This is a genomic window from Variovorax sp. 05N34 (assembly GCF_056397405.1).
On sequence record NZ_JBFTNI010000003.1, the window covers coordinates 539,535 to 555,370 of the forward strand.

Below are 15,836 nucleotides of genomic sequence, written 5' to 3' on the forward strand. Positions count from 1 at the left end.
CGCACGCCCGGCCGTCAAGAAGGCAGCAAGGCTTCCAGCGTCTGAAGGGTGTCGGCTTCTTCGACCGGCTTGTCCTGGCGCCAGCGCAGCATCCGCGGAAAGCGCACTGCGATGCCGCTCTTGTGCCGACCGCTCCGCGCGATGCCCTCGAACCCGAGCTCGAAGACAAGCGTTGGCTCCACGCTGCGAACAGGGCCGAAAGTTTCGATCGTGGTCTTGCGGATCACCGCATCGACGCGCGCCATTTCGGCATCGGTCAAACCCGAATAAGCCTTGGCGAAAGGCACAAGCTTGCGGTCGGGGTTCTCGGGCGCGCTGTCCCACACGGCGAAGGTGTAGTCGCTATAGAGGCTCGCACGGCGCCCGTGGCCGCGCTGCGCATACACGAGCACCGCATCGACTGACAGCGGATCGATCTTCCATTTCCACCACACCCCCACGTCCTTGGTGCGCCCGACCCCATAGTGCGCGTCAAGTTGCTTGAGCATCAAGCCCTCGACACCCATTGAACGCGCAGCTTCGCGCTGGCGTGCAAGATCGAGCCAGCTGTCGCCGTGCAGCATCGGGCTGGCGATCAGCGAGGGATGTTGCGCTGCAGTGAGCACGTCATCGAGGCGCGTACGACGTTCCTGCTGGGGCGTGCTGCGAAGATCGCGTCCTTCCCATTCGAGCAAGTCGTAGGCAAGCAGCACGACAGGAATCTCGCGCAGGAGCTTCGGCGCGAGCGTCTTGCGCCCGATGCGCTTTTGCAGTTCGGCGAAAGGTTGCACGCGGTCATCCCGCCACACGACGATTTCGCCATCGATCACCGTGCCGTCGGGCAGCGTTTCGCCCATCACTGCGAGTTCCGGGAATCGGTCCGTCACCAGTTCCTCGCCGCGCGACCACAGCCACACGCGCCCGGCGCGCTTGACCAACTGCGCGCGGATGCCGTCCCACTTCCATTCGATGAGCCATCCGGAAGGGTCCCCGAGAACTGAGTCGAATTGCTCGAGCGGAATATTGAACGGATGCGCCAGGAAGAACGGATAAGGCTGTCCGCTGGTTTGCTGGTCGACCTCGCCCGTGCTCTCGGGCGCAATCAGTGCGGCGTAATCGGCGGCGGTGGGCTTGCCGCTGATGTGGGTGTAGCCCATCAGCCTTTGCGCGACGCGCTTGGCATCGAGCGCGCCCACCGCGGCGAGCGCCTGCGTGACCTGCAGACGCGACACACCGACGCGGAATGCGCCCGTGATCAGCTTGAAATAGACCAGCCTTTCCTCCGGCGCCAACTGCCGCCATTGCCAACGCAACGCATCCGCCAAAGCCTCCGGCGGCTTGTTGCGCAGCGGCAAGAGGTGCTGTTCGACCCAGTCCGCCAATCCGAGCTCGTGCGCATCCGTGGGCGGCGGCAGCAGCAGCGCGATGGTTTCCGCGAGGTCGCCGACGGCTTCATAGCTTTCGTCGAAGAGCCATTCGGGCAGGCCCGCGGCCTCTTGCGCCAGCAATCTCAGCAGCTTGTTCGGCACGAGTTGGCGCGGCTTTCCGCCGGCCAGAAAGTAGACGGCCCAAGCGGCGTCCTTCGCCGGGACGAGCCGCAGGTACCGCTGAAGGGCCGCCTGCTTCGCGAGACTGGAAGTCGTCGCATCCAGCTCGCGATAGAGGGCAGCGAATGCCTTCATGGCGTTGCGGCCGGCGTGTCGGTCGGCTCCAGATCTTCGTCCCCGTATTCTGTTTTGAAGCCCTGTGCGTCGAGCCCCAATTCACAGAGCCATCGCACCATGACTTCCACGCTGCCGTGCGTGATGATGACGCGCTCCGCACCGGTTCCGGCGATGCCTGACTGCAGGCCATTCCAGTCGGCGTGATCGGACATCACGAAGCCGCGATCCACCCCGCGGCGCCGCCGCGTGCCGCGCAACTGCATCCATCCGCTGGCGAATGCGTCGGCGTAGTTGCCGAAGCGGCGCATCCACGTCGAACCGTGCGCCGACGGTGGCGCAAGCACGAGCGCGCGCTTGAGCAGAGCCGCATCGACGCCGTCATCCGTCACACGCAAGGTCGCCGGCAACGCGACACCCGCGGCGCGATAGACGTCGTTCAATGCCGCGACTGCGCCGTGAACCACGATCGGCCCGATCGTCGGATCCACGCCATGCAAGATGCGCTGCGCCTTGCCGAAGGCGTAGCACAGCAGCACCGATGCCCTCCCCTGCTCCGCGTTGGCGCGCCACCAGTCGTTCATCTCGGCGAACAACTGCGCCTGCAAAGGCCAGCGATAGATCGGCAGGCCGAAGGTCGATTCGGTGATGAAAGTATCGCAAGGCACCGGCTCAAAGGGTGTACAGGTGCCATCGGCTTCGGTCTTGTAGTCGCCCGATGCGACCCACACGCGCCCCTCGTGTTCGAGCCGCACCTGTGCGGACCCCAGCACGTGGCCTGCCGGATGGAGCGAGATCCGAACGCCGTTGTGTTCGATCGCCTCGCCATACGGCAAGGTCTGCAAAGCGATGTCGCCAAGCCGCACACGAAGCGTGCCGGCGCTGTCGGTGTGCGCCAGATAGTGCCCGTGTCCGACGCGCGCGTGGTCAGAGTGCGCGTGCGTGATGACCGCGCGTCCGACCGGCCGCCATGGGTCGATGTAAAAATCGCCCGGCGGGCAATAAAGTCCTTCGGGGCGGGCAATGACGAGGTCGCGCGACACCCCGTCAGCTTAAGCCGACACCACCCTGTCAGTCATGTCGGCTACCACCCCGTCCATTTGACCGTACTGCTCGATGAAGCCACCGTGCGTTCGATGAAACGCACACCGCGCGCACCGTCCTCCACGCGCGGATAGTCCGCCGCGAGCGGATCTGCAGCCACGCCCGACGTCCGCGCACGAATGTCCGCGACCACGCCACCGTAGACATTGGCAAAGGCTTCGATGAAGCCCTCCGGATGCCCACTCGGAAGCCGACTCGCGCGCCGGGCCGATTCGCACAGCCAGTTGGCGCCACGTGTGAAGATGCGTTTCGGCCCATCGTGGGGCAGATGCGTCAATTCGCTGGGCCGCTCCTGATGCCACTCCAGGGTGCCGAGCGTGCCCGAAACGCGCAGGCGCAAGTCGTTCTCGAGACCCGTGCTGATCTGCGATGCAATCAGCACCCCTCGTGCCCCGCCGCGAAACCTCAGCAGCATACTGCCGTCGTCATCGAGCGGCCGCCCCGGCACCAGCGAACTGAGATCAGCGCAAAGACTTTCGATCTCCAGCCCCGTCACGGTTGCCACGAGGTTCTCCGCATGCGAGCCGATGTCTCCGATGGCCCCGGCCGCGCCGCTCTGCGCAGGATCGCTGCGCCAGGCGGCCTGCTTGTTGCCCGAGCCTTCCAGCCGCGTCGCGAGCCATCCCTGGTTGTATTCAACGACCACCTTGCGGATTTCGCCGAGATCGCCCGAGCGCACCATCTCCCGCGCCTGCCGAACCATCGGGTAGCCCGTGTAGTTGTAGGTCACCCCGAAAACCGTGGCCTGCCGCGCCACGGCTGCCACCAGCGCGTCCGCCTGCTCGCGCGTGTGCACCAGAGGCTTGTCGCAAACCACGTGAAAGCCCGCGTCGACAAACGCTTGCGCGACCGGATAGTGCATGTGGTTGGGCGTCACGATCGAAACAAAATCGATCCGCTCATCCGGCGGCCGCTTCAATTCGTCGTCAAGCAGGCTCCGCCAGTCCCCATGATTGCGGTCCTCCGCAAGAAACAGATCGCGCCCCGACGCCCTCGCCTTCTCCGCATTCGAAGAAAGCGCCCCCGCCACCAGCTCCACCTGTCCATCCAGCGCCATCGCCTTCCGATGCACAGCACCAATAAAGGCGTCCCGCCCCCCGCCAACCATGGCGTAGCGCAGCCTCCGCAAAGAAATATCGTCATTCATGATGTAAACCCAAAAGCCCCCTCCCTTTCCAATCCAGAACCACCGCGGAACCGGCTTAGCCCGGCCGCCGATGCTGCCCCCGGTCAGGGGAAGGCGAAGCGACACGATCTGCGCGCAGCCTGAGGGCGAATAACAGGAACACCGCGGAACCGGCTTCGCCGGGCCGCTGGTGTTGCCCCCGGTAGGGGGTGGAGAGCGACACGAAGTGCGCGAGCCTGGGGGCGAGCTCTATCTAGAACGGCGAATCCGGGTGATAGAAGCTCTTCGCGTTGTCCTTCGTGATCAGCACCGAAGGAATGATCGTGGTCGCCGGCAGCTTCTCGCCCTTCAGCCGAGCTTCGGCGGTCAGCTTGATCGCGTCGTAGATGAACTTGGGCGAATAGCTCACGTCGGCGTCGATGCGCGGGTCCTTGCCGTCGATGATGGTCTTGACCATGCCCTTGGCACCGGCGCCACCGAAGACGATCTTGATGTCGTTGCGCTTGGCCTGCTCGACCGCCTTCAGCACGCCGACGGCCATGTCGTCGTCAGCGGCCCAGATCGCGTCGATGTCCTTGAATCGCGTCAGGTAGTCCTGCGTGACCTTGAAGGCATCGTCGCGGTTCCAGTTGGCGTACTTGGCGTCGAGGATCTTGATGTCGGGATAGCCCTTCATCACGCTGTTGAAAGCATCCATGCGTTCGTTGTCGAGCGTCGTCGGGATGCCGCGCAGGGCGACGACGTTGCCCTTGCCGCCGAGCTTCTTCGCGATGTATTCAGCCGGGATCTTGCCGAAGGCGGTGTTGTCGCCGGCCACATAGGCGTCTTGCGCGCTGGTGTCGGTCAGGCCGCGATCGACCACGGTGACGTAGACGCCCTTGGCCTTGACCTGTGCCACCGGCTTGGTGAGTGCCGCCGATTCGAACGGAAAGATCACGAGCGCGTTGATCTTGCTCACGGTCGACAGATCCTGCAGCTGATTGGCCTGCTCGGGCGCGTTGGCGGCCGTCTTGATCGTGATCTTCAGATCCTTGTGTTCCTTCTCCAGGTCCTTCTTGGCCTGTTCGGCCCAGTAGTTGATGCCGCCCATGAAGCTGTGCGTCGCCGCCGGGATCGACACGCCGAGATTGACCTGCTCGGCGGCCGCAAGGACCGGGAATGCCGCGATGGTGGCGGCGGCGACGGCGCTCAGTGCGATGCGTCGGGTGATGGAAGCCATGGAAGTCATGCTGCTTGTCTCCTTTGGTGAATGAAACGAAACGGACGAGAACGCTGGAAAAACCGCTACCGCCGACCTCTCTGCAGGAAGGCGACGACGATGATCACGAAGCCCTGCACCGCGGCGTTGAGATATACGCTGATGATGCTGGTGAGATTCAGGATGTTGCTGATGACCGAGAGCAGGATGGCGCCGATCACCGTGCCGACGACGCTGCCCGAGCCACCCTTGAGCGCAGTGCCGCCGACGATCACCGCGGCAATGGCTTCGAGCTCCCACAGCAGCCCGGTAGTCGGCGATGCAGAGCCGAGCCGTGGCACATAGAGCAAGGTCGCGATGCCGACGCACACGCCGAGCAGCACGTAGGTCATGATCTTCACGCCGTCGACGCCGACGGCCGCGTAGCGCGCGACCTGTTCATTCGAGCCGATCGCCTGCACATAGCGGCCGTAAGCCGTGCGGTTGAGGATCACCCCGCCGATGATCGCCACGATCAGGAACACCCAGACCGGCACCGGTATGCCAAGCAAGCTCGCGTAGTACACCGGCGCGTAGAGGTCCGACAGGTCGTTGTCGAGCGTGAGCGCGCCGCCGTTGGCGAAATAGGTCAAGTAGGCGCGAAAGATGCCGAGGGTGCCCAGCGTCACGATGAAGGGCTCGATCCGCCCCTTGGTGATCAGCAGCCCATGCGCAAGCCCGAACGCGGCGCCAAGCACGATCGCGAGGACCGCGCCGAGGATCACCGCCAGCAGCGGCGATCCAAGCGCCGGCCCCATGGCATTGATGAACATGATCACGCAACCGGCAATCAGCGCCGCCATGGAACCCACCGAAAGATCGATGCCGCCGGAGATGATGACGAAGCACATCCCGACCGCGATGATGCCGATGAAGGCTGTGCGCGTCAGCACGTTCATCGCGTTGTCGAGCGTCGCGAAGTCGCTGTTGAGGAGCGTGCCGGCGATGCAGAGCAGCACCAGGCCGATAACGGGGCCGAGGCCGTGCAGGCGCTCGGTCCAGCGCGGCCGTGCCTCGCTGCGGTGCGCGGGCTGAGCGCTCGGCTCAACGCTCTGGGGCTGTTCCGGTGGCATGAGCGATGAGCTCCTCTTCGGTCAGGTGGGTGGCGTCGAGCGTGGTGACGAGACGGCCGGCTCGCATCACCGCGACGCGGTGGCACAGCCCGATCAGTTCCATCAGTTCGGACGACACGACGATGACGGCAAGCCCTTGCCGGGCCAGCCGCTGGATCAGGAAATAGATGTCGCGCTTGGCGCCCACGTCGACGCCACGCGTCGGTTCGTCGAGCACGACGACCTTCGGATGCGGCTGCAGCACCTTGGCGAGCGCGAGCTTCTGCTGGTTGCCGCCGGAGAGCGCCGACGCGCGCGCACTGAGGTTGCCGGTGCGAATGCCGTAGTCCCTCACGGCCTCGGCCAAGGCCGCACGCTCTGCGTCAGGCTTGAGCCATGGCGCTGCGTAACGCTCCAGCGCCATCAGCGTAAGGTTCTGGCGCAGTCCGAGATGGACGTGCAAGCCTTTGCCCTTGCGGTCCTCGCTGAGATAGGTCAGTCCGTGCCTTGCGGCGTCGCGCGGGTTGCGAAACTGGACGGCGCGCCCTTCGATCTCGACCGTACCGCTGGCAGGGCGCAGACCGAGCAGGCCTTCGAACAGCTCGGTGCGTCCGGCCCCCACCAGGCCGGCAAAGCCAAGAATCTCGCCGGGGCGGACTTCAAAGTTGGCGTTTTCGGCCCACCCGGGCACTGTGAAGTCGCGCACTTTCATCGCCGGGGCGGCGGTGGCGACAACAGCATCGCGCGGCGGATAGAGATCCGCCAGTTCGCGCCCAACCATCAAGTTCGCCATTTGGTGCCGCGTGACGTCGGTCGTCGGCGCGCGCGCGACGAAGCGGCCGTCCCGCATGACGATGACTTCGTCCGTCACGCGCTCCACCTCGTCGAGCTTGTGCGAGATATAGACGATCGTCACGCCGTCCGCGCGCAGTTGGGCGATCAGCTTGAAGAGGCGTTCGGTCTCGCCCGGCGTGAGGGTCGCCGTGGGCTCATCCATGATGAGCAACCGTGCATGGCGCGAGATTGCCTTCGCGATTTCGACCATCTGCTTCTCGGCGACGATGAGCCGGCGCACCTTCGTGGTCGGGTCGATCCGCAGCCCGACCTGGGCGAGCGCAGTGGCGGAATCGCGCACCATCGCGGCGTCATCGAGCAGCCATCCCTTCTTCTTTTCGTGGCCGAGGAAGATGTTCTGCGCGACGCTCAGGTCTTCCGCGAGGTTGAACTCCTGGTGGATCAAAACGATGCCGAGCGCTTCGGCATCGCGCGAGCTGTTGAACACCTGGGGCTCGCCGCTGATGCGCAAGGTCCCGGCGGTCGGCGATTCATAACCGGCGAGGATCTTCATCAATGTCGACTTGCCTGCGCCGTTTTCGCCGAGCAACCCGTAGACGTGGCCGGGCGCGAGCGCAAAACTGACGCCGTGCAGCACCTGCACGGGGCCGAAGGATTTCTCCACCTTTTCGAATTCCACCGCAACGGCGGCTCTTGCGTTCGGGGGGCTGGCGGCCGCGTCCATCATGGCGCCACGCCTCGCACTTTGAGGGTCTGCTGCATGGCAAGCACCCCAGCGCCAATCAGCCCGCCCTGGCCCTCGAGCGGCGTGTATTGGATCTCCAGATGCCGAGTTGAAAGCGCCAACGAGCGCTGGTAAACGCTTTGGCGCACTGCGGCAAGAAACAGCGGTCCGATGCGCGTGATGCCGCCCCCGATGAACACGTGCGACGGATTGAAGAAGTTGACGATCGACGCCAGCATCTGACCGATCAGGCTGCCCGCGCGCTGCACGATCGCGTTTGCCGCGGCATCGCCCGCGCGGCTCGCCTGTCCGACATCAGTCGCCTCGATGCGGCCTTGCGTGCGCAGGCATTCCGCCAGCGGAGCGCTTTCACCCGCTTCAGCTGCGTGGACCGCCATGCGCGTGATCGCCGGTCCTGCTGCCATGGCCTCCACACATCCCAGGTTGCCGCAGTGGCAGCGGGGTCCTTCCTGGTCCACGCAGATATGGCCAACGTCGCCCGCAGAGCCTGCCGCACCCCTGTAAACCTCCCCGTGGCAGACAATGCCGCAACCGATACCAGTCCCCACCTTGATCACGAGGAAGTTGGAAAGTGAACGCTTCAGCCGCCAGAGCTCGCCCAGCGCCATCAGGTTGACGTCGTTGTCGACAAAGACGGGTGCCGCGTAGTCTTCGCGCAGGTAGTCGCGAATCGAAAAGCTGTCCCACGCAGGCATCAGCGGCGGGTTCACGAGCTGGCCGATCTCGAAATTGACGGGTCCTGGCACGCCGATGCCGATTCCGATCACGTGCTTGGCCTCGAAGCCCGCCTGCAGCAGCAGCTCACGCATCAGCCCTCTCACGCGAGCTAACACCGCGCCGGGCCCTTCCCGCACATCGGCAGGTTCCGCGTGATGCGCCAGCAAATTCATATTCGGCGCGAGGACGGCCACGTCCAGGCTCGTCGCGCCGATGTCCACGCCAACAAGAACCCCAAGCCCCGCGTGCAGCTGAAGGTTTTCCGGACGCCGCCCACCCGTGGAGCGTTGCAGTCCTGCTTCAGCCAAGAGCCCTTGCTCGACAAGCCCGGCAATCAGCGAATTCGCCTTGCTCTTCGAAAAACCCAGCTCGTCCGCCATGCGATGGCGCGAGCCGCCGGCCGACCAGAAGGTCGTTTCCAGCAACTGCAGCTCATCCGTCGTCAGGCGACTCCAAGGGCCCACGTTGTCTCCGTCGTATTGTTTTGCGCCCCGATCAGTCCGATCCAAGCGAAGCCGAATACTATGAGCCGCGCTTCAGCCAAACAAGTCTTAACTTCGACCAAATAAAATTCAAAGCGACGCTGCACAAGCTCCCCAAACGAGGAAAAGCCGCCCAAAGGCGGCTTTTCGGCTGTTCCCGACCGGGAACACCGCGGAACCGGCTTAGCCGGGCCGCTGGTGTTGCCCCCGGTCAGGGGGAAGGCGCAGCGACACGAAGTGCGCGAAGCCTGGGGGCGAGCTTATTTTTTTTCGCGGTACTTGCGCAAAGCAGCAAGTTGAGCAGCCATCACGGCCAGTTCGGACTGGGCCATCGCGATGTCGATGTCCGTCTTGGCGTTCTTCAGTGCTTCCTCGGCGGCGGCCTTGGCGACGTTCGCCTTCTCGTCGTCGAGGTCCTTGCCGCGAATCGCGGTGTCGGACAGCACGGTCACCGAGGTAGGCTGCACTTCGAGAATGCCGCCGGCAACGAAGACGAATTCCTCGCCGCCATCGGCCGTCTCGATGCGCACGGCGCCGGGGCGGATGCGCGTGATCAGCGGCGTGTGGCGCGGGTAGATGCCGAGCTCACCGACTTCGCCGGGGAGCGCGACGAACTTGGCCTCGCCGGAGAAGATGGACTCTTCGGCGCTGACCACGTCCACGTGAATGGTGCCTGCCATGGTGATTCCTTAAGCCTTAAGCGACCTTCTTGGCCTTCTCGAACGCTTCGTCGATGCCGCCAACCATGTAGAAAGCTTGTTCCGGCAGGTGGTCGGCTTCGCCGTTCACGATCATCTTGAAGCCGCGGATGGTCTCCGACAGCGGCACGTACTTGCCGGGCGAGCCCGTGAACACTTCCGCGACGTGGAAGGGCTGCGACAGGAATCGCTGGATCTTCCGAGCGCGGGCCACGGCCAGCTTGTCTTCCGGCGCCAGTTCGTCCATGCCCAGAATCGCGATGATGTCGCGCAGTTCTTTGTAGCGCTGCAGCGTACCTTGCACCGAACGCGCGACGTTGTAGTGCTCTTCACCGACGACGTTCGGGTCGAGCTGGCGGGAGGTCGAGTCCAGCGGGTCCACGGCAGGGTAGATACCGAGCGAAGCGATGTCACGCGACAACACGACGGTGGAGTCCAAGTGGGCAAAGGTCGTTGCGGGCGAAGGGTCGGTCAAGTCATCGGCCGGCACGTACACAGCCTGGATCGACGTGATCGAACCGACCTTGGTCGACGTGATCCGCTCCTGCAGACGACCCATTTCTTCGGCCAGCGTCGGCTGGTAGCCCACGGCGGAAGGCATGCGACCCAGCAGCGCGGACACTTCGGTACCGGCGAGCGTGTAGCGATAGATGTTGTCCACGAAGAACAGCACGTCACGGCCTTCGTCGCGGAACGACTCGGCGATGGTCAGGCCGGTCAACGCCACGCGCAGACGATTGCCCGGGGGCTCGTTCATCTGGCCGTAGACCATGGCCACTTTCGACTCGCCGAGGTTCTCCAGATTCACGACGCCGGAATCGGCCATCTCGTGATAGAAGTCGTTCCCTTCGCGGGTGCGCTCACCGACGCCGGCAAACACGGACAGACCCGAGTGCGCCTTTGCGATGTTGTTGATGAGCTCCATCATGTTCACGGTCTTGCCGACGCCGGCGCCACCGAACAGACCCACCTTGCCGCCCTTGGCGAATGGGCAGACTAGGTCGATCACCTTGATGCCGGTTTCGAGCAGGTCTTGCGAGGGCGAAAGTTCGTCGTAGGCGGGTGCCTTGCGGTGGATCGAAGCGGTGAGTTCCTGGCTCACTTCGCCGCGCTCGTCGATCGGGCGGCCCAGCACGTCCATGATCCGGCCCAACGTTGCCTTGCCGACGGGCACCGTGATCGGCGCGCCGGTGTTGGTCACGATCAGGCCGCGGCGCAGGCCGTCCGACGAGCCGAGCGCAATCGTGCGCACCACGCCGTCGCCGAGCTGCTGCTGCACTTCGAGGGTCAGTCCGCCGCCTTCGAACTTCAAGGCGTCGTACACCTTGGGCATGCGGTCGCGCGGGAATTCCACGTCGACAACGGCGCCAATACATTGAACGATCTTGCCTTGAACTGCGTTTTCTTGAGCCATCATCTGCTCCGATAAAAATTTAAATCTGTTGAGGTCGAGCGACTGGCCGACTTAGACGCCAGCGGCCGCCGCGGCGCCCGAAACGATCTCCGACAGCTCTTTGGTGATGCCTGCCTGGCGGGTCTTGTTGTAGACCAGCTTGAGCTCGTTGATCACGTTGCCGGCGTTGTCCGTGGCGGACTTCATCGCAACCATCCGTGCCGACTGCTCCGAAGCCATGTTCTCGGCGACTGCCTGGTACACCAGCGATTCCACGTAGCGCACCAGAAGTTCGTCGATGACGCTCTGCGCATCGGGCTCGTAGATGTAGTCCCACGAATGCTGGCCCTTTTCGACCTTCAGCGAGTCCGCCGCGAGTGGCAGCAGCTGCTCGACCACGGACTCCTGGCGCATCGTGTTGATGAACTTGGTGTAGCAGAGATAGACCGCGCTGAGCTTGCCCTCGGCATAGGCGTCGAGCAACACCTTGACCGGTCCGATCAGCTTGTCAAGATGGGGCGTGTCGCCCAGTTGGGTGACATGCGACACGACGCGCGCGCCGACGCGATTCAGAAAGCCAAGGCCCTTGTTGCCAATGGCGACCGCTTCGATCCCCACGCCTGCGGACTGCAGCTCGCGCATCTTGGTGGTCAATGCACGCAACACGTTGGTGTTCATGCCGCCGCACAGGCCCTTGTCCGTCGTGACCAGGATGAAGCCCGTCGCCTTCGCATCGTTCGTCTTCATGAACGCGTGCGTGTACTCCGGGTTCGCGTGGCCGAGGTTGGCCGCGATGTTGCGGATCTTCTCGCTGTAGGGGCGGGCGGCGCGCATGCGTTCCTGCGCCTTGCGCATCTTTGACGCGGCCACCATTTCCATGGCCTTGGTGATCTTCTTGGTGTTTTCCACCGATTTGATCTTGCCGCGGATTTCCTTACCAGCTGCCATTGGGACTCCTTGCGTCGCCGATCAGGCGAACGACTTCTTGAACGACGTGACGGCTGCGGTCAGCTCGGCCTCGGCATCCTTGTCGATCGCCTTGGCTTGTTCGATCTTGTCGAGCAGCGCGCCATGGCTGGACTTGAGGAACTGATGCAGGCCATGTTCAAACGGCAGCACCTTCTTCACCTCGAGGTCATCCATGAAGCCCTTGTTCACTGCGAACAGCGACGCGCCCATCAGCGAGATGGGCAGAGGGCTGTACTGCGCCTGCTTCAGCAGCTCGGTCACGCGTGCACCGCGGTCGAGCTGCTTGCGGGTCGCTTCGTCGAGGTCGGAAGCGAACTGCGCAAAGGCGGCGAGCTCGCGGTACTGCGCCAGGTCGGTACGAATACCGCCGGACAGGCCCTTGATGACCTTGGTCTGCGCCGACGAACCCACGCGGGACACCGAGATACCGGCGTTGATGGCGGGGCGGATGCCGGCGTTGAACAGGTTCGTTTCCAGGAAGATCTGGCCGTCGGTGATCGAAATCACATTCGTCGGAACGAAGGCGGACACGTCGCCGGCTTGCGTTTCGATGATCGGCAGTGCGGTCAGCGAACCCGTCTTGCCCTTGACTTCACCCTTGGTGAAAGCTTCGACGTAGTCCGCGTTCACCCGAGCTGCGCGCTCGAGCAGACGGCTGTGAAGATAGAACACGTCGCCAGGGTAGGCTTCACGGCCTGGTGGGCGGCGCAGCAGCAGAGACACCTGGCGGTAAGCCACGGCTTGCTTGGACAGATCGTCATAGACGATCAGCGCGTCCTGGCCGCGATCGCGGAAGTATTCGCCCATCGTGCAGCCCGAATAGGCGGACACGTATTGCATGGCAGCCGATTCCGAAGCGGAGGCTGCGACGACGATGGTGTATTCCATCGCACCGGCTTGTTCCAGAGCGCGCACCACGTTCTTGATCGACGAAGCCTTCTGGCCGATCGCGACGTAGACGCAGGTCATGTTTTGACCCTTCTGGTTGATGATCGCGTCGATAGCCACTGCCGTCTTGCCGGTCTGGCGGTCGCCGATGATCAGCTCGCGCTGACCACGGCCGATTGGCACCATCGAATCAATGGACTTCAGGCCGGACTGCATGGGCTGGTCGACCGACTTGCGGGCGATCACGCCCGGAGCGACCTTTTCGATCACGTCCGTCATCTTGGCGTTGATGGGACCCTTGCCGTCGATCGGCTGGCCCAGTGCATTCACCACACGGCCGATGAGTTCGGGTCCGACCGGCACTTCAAGAATGCGGCCCGTGCACTTGACGGTATCGCCTTCGGAAATGTGCTCGTACTCGCCCAAGATCACGGCGCCGACGGAGTCGCGCTCGAGGTTCAGCGCGAGGCCGTATGACGGCGTGCCGTCCGGCGTGGGTGGGAACTCGAGCATTTCGCCTTGCATCGCATCCGACAAGCCGTGCACGCGCACGATGCCGTCGGTCACGGACACCACGGTGCCTTCATTGCGAATGTTCGCGCTGACCCCGAGACCCTCGATGCGGCTCTTGATCAGTTCGGAAATTTCTGCGGGATTGAGTTGCATGACTCTTTCCTTCTTTCGTTAAGGGGGCTGGCGGCCTCAGGCTGCCAGCGCAACTTTCATTTGTTCAAGACGCGCTTTGACGGAGGTGTCGAGCACTTCGTCGCCGACCACCACGCGGACGCCGCCGATCAGCGACGGATCCTGCTGGACCGAGACCTGCAGCTTGCGGCCGAAGCGCTTTTCGAGCGCGGCAGACACGTTACCCAACGCGGCTGCATCAATGGGGAAGGCGCTGTACACCACCGCATCGGACGAACCGCTCTGCGCATTCGCCAGACTCCGGAACTGCTTGGCGATTTCGGGCAGCGCGGTGAAGCGTCCGTTCTCGAGCAGCGCCGTCAGAAAGTTGTGCGCGGCGGGCGGCAGCGGTGATCCGAAGGCACCGGAGACGACGCTCAATACCTGTTCTGCCGTGACCTTCGGGTTGTCGGCGAACTGCTGGAGCTCGGCGCTGGCGGCAATGGCCGCAACCTTCTCGAGCCAGGCGCCGGCGCCGGACAGGTCCGATGAGGACGCCTTGAAGAGCGCTTCGGCGTAAGGACGTGCAATGGTGGCGAGTTCTGCCATGGCTTCGATCAGAGTTCAGTCTGCAGGCGGGACAGCAAATCGGCATGGACAGCCGGGTTCACTTCCTTCCGCAGGATCTGCTCGGCGCCCTTGACGGCCAGTGCAGCCACTTGCTCGCGAAGGACTTCACGTGCCTTCATGGCTTGCTGCTCGGCTTCGACGCGAGCGGCCGCAACAATCTTGTTGCCTTCTTCCGTGGCACGGGCCTTGGCCTCTTCAACGATGGCCTGCGCACGACGTTCGGCATCTGCAAGGCGCTGCGCGGACTCGTTGCGAGCCTGCCCGAGTTCGGCTTCCACGCGCTTGTTGGCGGCAGTCAGCTCGGACTTGGCCTTGTCGGCTGCGGCAAGGCCTTCGGCGATCTTCTGGGCACGATCGTCCAGCGCCTTGGCGATAGGCGGCCACACAAATTTCATCGTGAACCCGACAAGAATCAGGAACACGATCATCTGGATGATCAGGGTACCGGTAATGCTCACTTTTCACCCTCTCTTTGGGAATGAATCCAACGCCATTCAGCGAAAGAACGACATGGGTTCGACGAGAAAGCCTGAATCCGATTACTTCGGCAGGTTGGCGATTTGCGAGAGGAACGGGTTGGCGGTAGCGAACCACAGCGCAATACCAGTACCAATGATGAACGCGGCGTCGATCAGACCGGCAAGCAGGAACATCTTGGTTTGGAGTTCGCCCATCAGCTCAGGTTGACGCGCAGCCGACTCGAGGTACTTGCTACCCATGATGCCGATACCGATACAAGCGCCAACAGCACCCAGACCGATGATCAGGCCGGCGGCCAGTGCGACAAAGCTAATAACTTCCATGATGACTCCTAGAGGACTTTGGTTGAAGAGAAAAGAAAAAAAGAGATCGAAAGCAGCGGCTCAGTGTTTATCGTGAGCCTGGCCCACATACACGAGCGTCAGCATCATGAACACGAAGGCCTGCAAGATGATGATCAGGATGTGGAAGATGGCCCAGGCAGTGCCCGCGATGATGTGGCCGATGGCCAGCAAAATGCCGGTTGCAGACAGGGTCCAGGCACCGCCCATCAAGGCGATCAGCAGGAAGATCAGTTCGCCGGCGTACATGTTGCCGAATAACCGCATGCCGTGCGAGACGGTCTTGGCGATGAACTCGATCATCTGCATCGCGAAGTTGAACGGATACAGCGCCCAGTGGTTGCCGAAGGGGGCCGTGAAGAGTTCGTGAACCCAGCCGCCCAGACCCTTGATCTTGATGTTGTAGTAGAGGCAGATGAGCAGCACCGAGACCGAGAGACCCATGGCCACCGAGAGATCAGCCGTCGGGACCACACGCAGGTAGGCGTGGTGCGGATCGCCACCGGCCACGCCGAAGATCTTGGCCCACAGGAACGGCAGCAGGTCGACGGGCAGCAGGTCCATCCCATTGAGCATGACGATCCACAGAAAGACCGTGAGCGCCAGCGGCGAGACGAACTTGCGGCTTTTCGCGTTGTGGACGATGCCCTTGGCTTGCTGATCGACGACTTCGACGAGGATTTCGACCGCGGCCTGGAAGCGGCCCGGCACACCCGAGGTGGCCTTGCGAGCCGCCAGCCACAGGAGCCAGCAGCCCAGCACGCCGAGCGCGATCGAAAAGAAAAGCGAATCGAAGTTGAAAACGGTGAAGTCGGCAACCCCTCCAGGTTTGGAGCTCTGAAGATGCGTCAAGTGGTGAACGATGTATTCACCAGCGGTTTGACCATGTTCCGCAGCGTTTTCAGCAGCCATCCG

Annotated in this window: 15 protein-coding genes; all 15 read right to left on the minus strand. The window is 63.3% G+C overall.

Translation table 11 applies throughout. From position 1 onward, the window contains the following. Nucleotides 1-14: 14 nt before the first annotated feature. The 15 genes from AC1DMA_RS11600 to atpB all read right to left on the minus strand — a co-directional run bounded on the left by AC1DMA_RS11600 (nt 15) and on the right by atpB (nt 15,833). Nucleotides 15-1,661, minus strand: a complete 1,647-nt coding sequence (locus AC1DMA_RS11600; RefSeq protein ID WP_478144268.1) for an ATP-dependent DNA ligase — start codon at nt 1,659-1,661, stop codon at nt 15-17. After that, nucleotides 1,658-2,683, minus strand: a complete 1,026-nt coding sequence (locus tag AC1DMA_RS11605) for a ligase-associated DNA damage response exonuclease (RefSeq protein ID WP_478144269.1) — start codon at nt 2,681-2,683, stop codon at nt 1,658-1,660. The genes AC1DMA_RS11600 and AC1DMA_RS11605 overlap by 4 nt, the downstream gene beginning before the upstream one ends. 41 nt (nt 2,684-2,724) lie before the next feature. Further along, entirely contained in the window at nt 2,725-3,891 is a 1,167-nt protein-coding gene (locus tag AC1DMA_RS11610) for a Gfo/Idh/MocA family protein (RefSeq protein WP_478144270.1), read from the minus strand. 232 nt (nt 3,892-4,123) lie between these two features. Beyond that, on the minus strand, nt 4,124-5,089 hold the full coding sequence (locus AC1DMA_RS11615; RefSeq protein ID WP_478125291.1) for a substrate-binding domain-containing protein: 966 nt from the start codon (nt 5,087-5,089) through the stop codon (nt 4,124-4,126). Nucleotides 5,090-5,154: 65 nt separating this feature from the next. Further along, nucleotides 5,155-6,180: an ABC transporter permease gene (locus AC1DMA_RS11620; protein ID WP_478125215.1), complete on the minus strand. Its 1,026-nt coding sequence runs from the start codon at nt 6,178-6,180 to the stop codon at nt 5,155-5,157. After that, nucleotides 6,152-7,678, minus strand: a complete 1,527-nt coding sequence (locus AC1DMA_RS11625; RefSeq protein WP_478144309.1) for a sugar ABC transporter ATP-binding protein — start codon at nt 7,676-7,678, stop codon at nt 6,152-6,154. The genes AC1DMA_RS11620 and AC1DMA_RS11625 overlap by 29 nt, the downstream gene beginning before the upstream one ends. Beyond that, on the minus strand, nt 7,678-8,847 hold the full coding sequence (locus AC1DMA_RS11630) for an ROK family protein (RefSeq protein WP_478144310.1): 1,170 nt from the start codon (nt 8,845-8,847) through the stop codon (nt 7,678-7,680). Before AC1DMA_RS11630 ends, AC1DMA_RS11625 begins: the two co-directional genes overlap by 1 nt. A 311-nt stretch (nt 8,848-9,158) precedes the next feature. Then, nucleotides 9,159-9,578, minus strand: coding sequence for a F0F1 ATP synthase subunit epsilon (locus AC1DMA_RS11635; RefSeq protein WP_478099104.1), 420 nt, complete (start codon nt 9,576-9,578; stop codon nt 9,159-9,161). A gap of 16 nt (nt 9,579-9,594) precedes the next feature. Next, complete coding sequence (gene atpD, locus AC1DMA_RS11640; protein WP_478125216.1) at nt 9,595-11,010, minus strand: F0F1 ATP synthase subunit beta; 1,416 nt, start codon at nt 11,008-11,010, stop codon at nt 9,595-9,597. Between the two features lie 51 nt (nt 11,011-11,061). Next, nucleotides 11,062-11,937: a F0F1 ATP synthase subunit gamma gene (atpG, locus tag AC1DMA_RS11645; RefSeq protein ID WP_478144271.1), complete on the minus strand. Its 876-nt coding sequence runs from the start codon at nt 11,935-11,937 to the stop codon at nt 11,062-11,064. A gap of 21 nt (nt 11,938-11,958) precedes the next feature. Then, nucleotides 11,959-13,512: a F0F1 ATP synthase subunit alpha gene (gene atpA / locus AC1DMA_RS11650; protein WP_478125218.1), complete on the minus strand. Its 1,554-nt coding sequence runs from the start codon at nt 13,510-13,512 to the stop codon at nt 11,959-11,961. A gap of 36 nt (nt 13,513-13,548) precedes the next feature. Continuing rightward, the gene (locus AC1DMA_RS11655; RefSeq protein WP_478125219.1) at nt 13,549-14,079 is read right to left on the minus strand and encodes a F0F1 ATP synthase subunit delta; all 531 of its coding nucleotides are present in this window, start codon (nt 14,077-14,079) and stop codon (nt 13,549-13,551) included. 8 nt (nt 14,080-14,087) lie between these two features. Further along, nucleotides 14,088-14,558 carry a F0F1 ATP synthase subunit B gene (locus AC1DMA_RS11660; RefSeq protein WP_478125220.1) on the minus strand — a complete coding sequence of 157 codons (471 nt, stop codon included), beginning with the start codon at nt 14,556-14,558 and terminating at the stop codon, nt 14,088-14,090. Nucleotides 14,559-14,639: 81 nt separating this feature from the next. Then, on the minus strand, nt 14,640-14,903 hold the full coding sequence (gene atpE / locus AC1DMA_RS11665) for a F0F1 ATP synthase subunit C (protein WP_019657641.1): 264 nt from the start codon (nt 14,901-14,903) through the stop codon (nt 14,640-14,642). Between the two features lie 60 nt (nt 14,904-14,963). Further along, nucleotides 14,964-15,833, minus strand: coding sequence for a F0F1 ATP synthase subunit A (gene atpB, locus AC1DMA_RS11670; RefSeq protein WP_478125221.1), 870 nt, complete (start codon nt 15,831-15,833; stop codon nt 14,964-14,966). Nucleotides 15,834-15,836 lie beyond the last annotated feature (3 nt).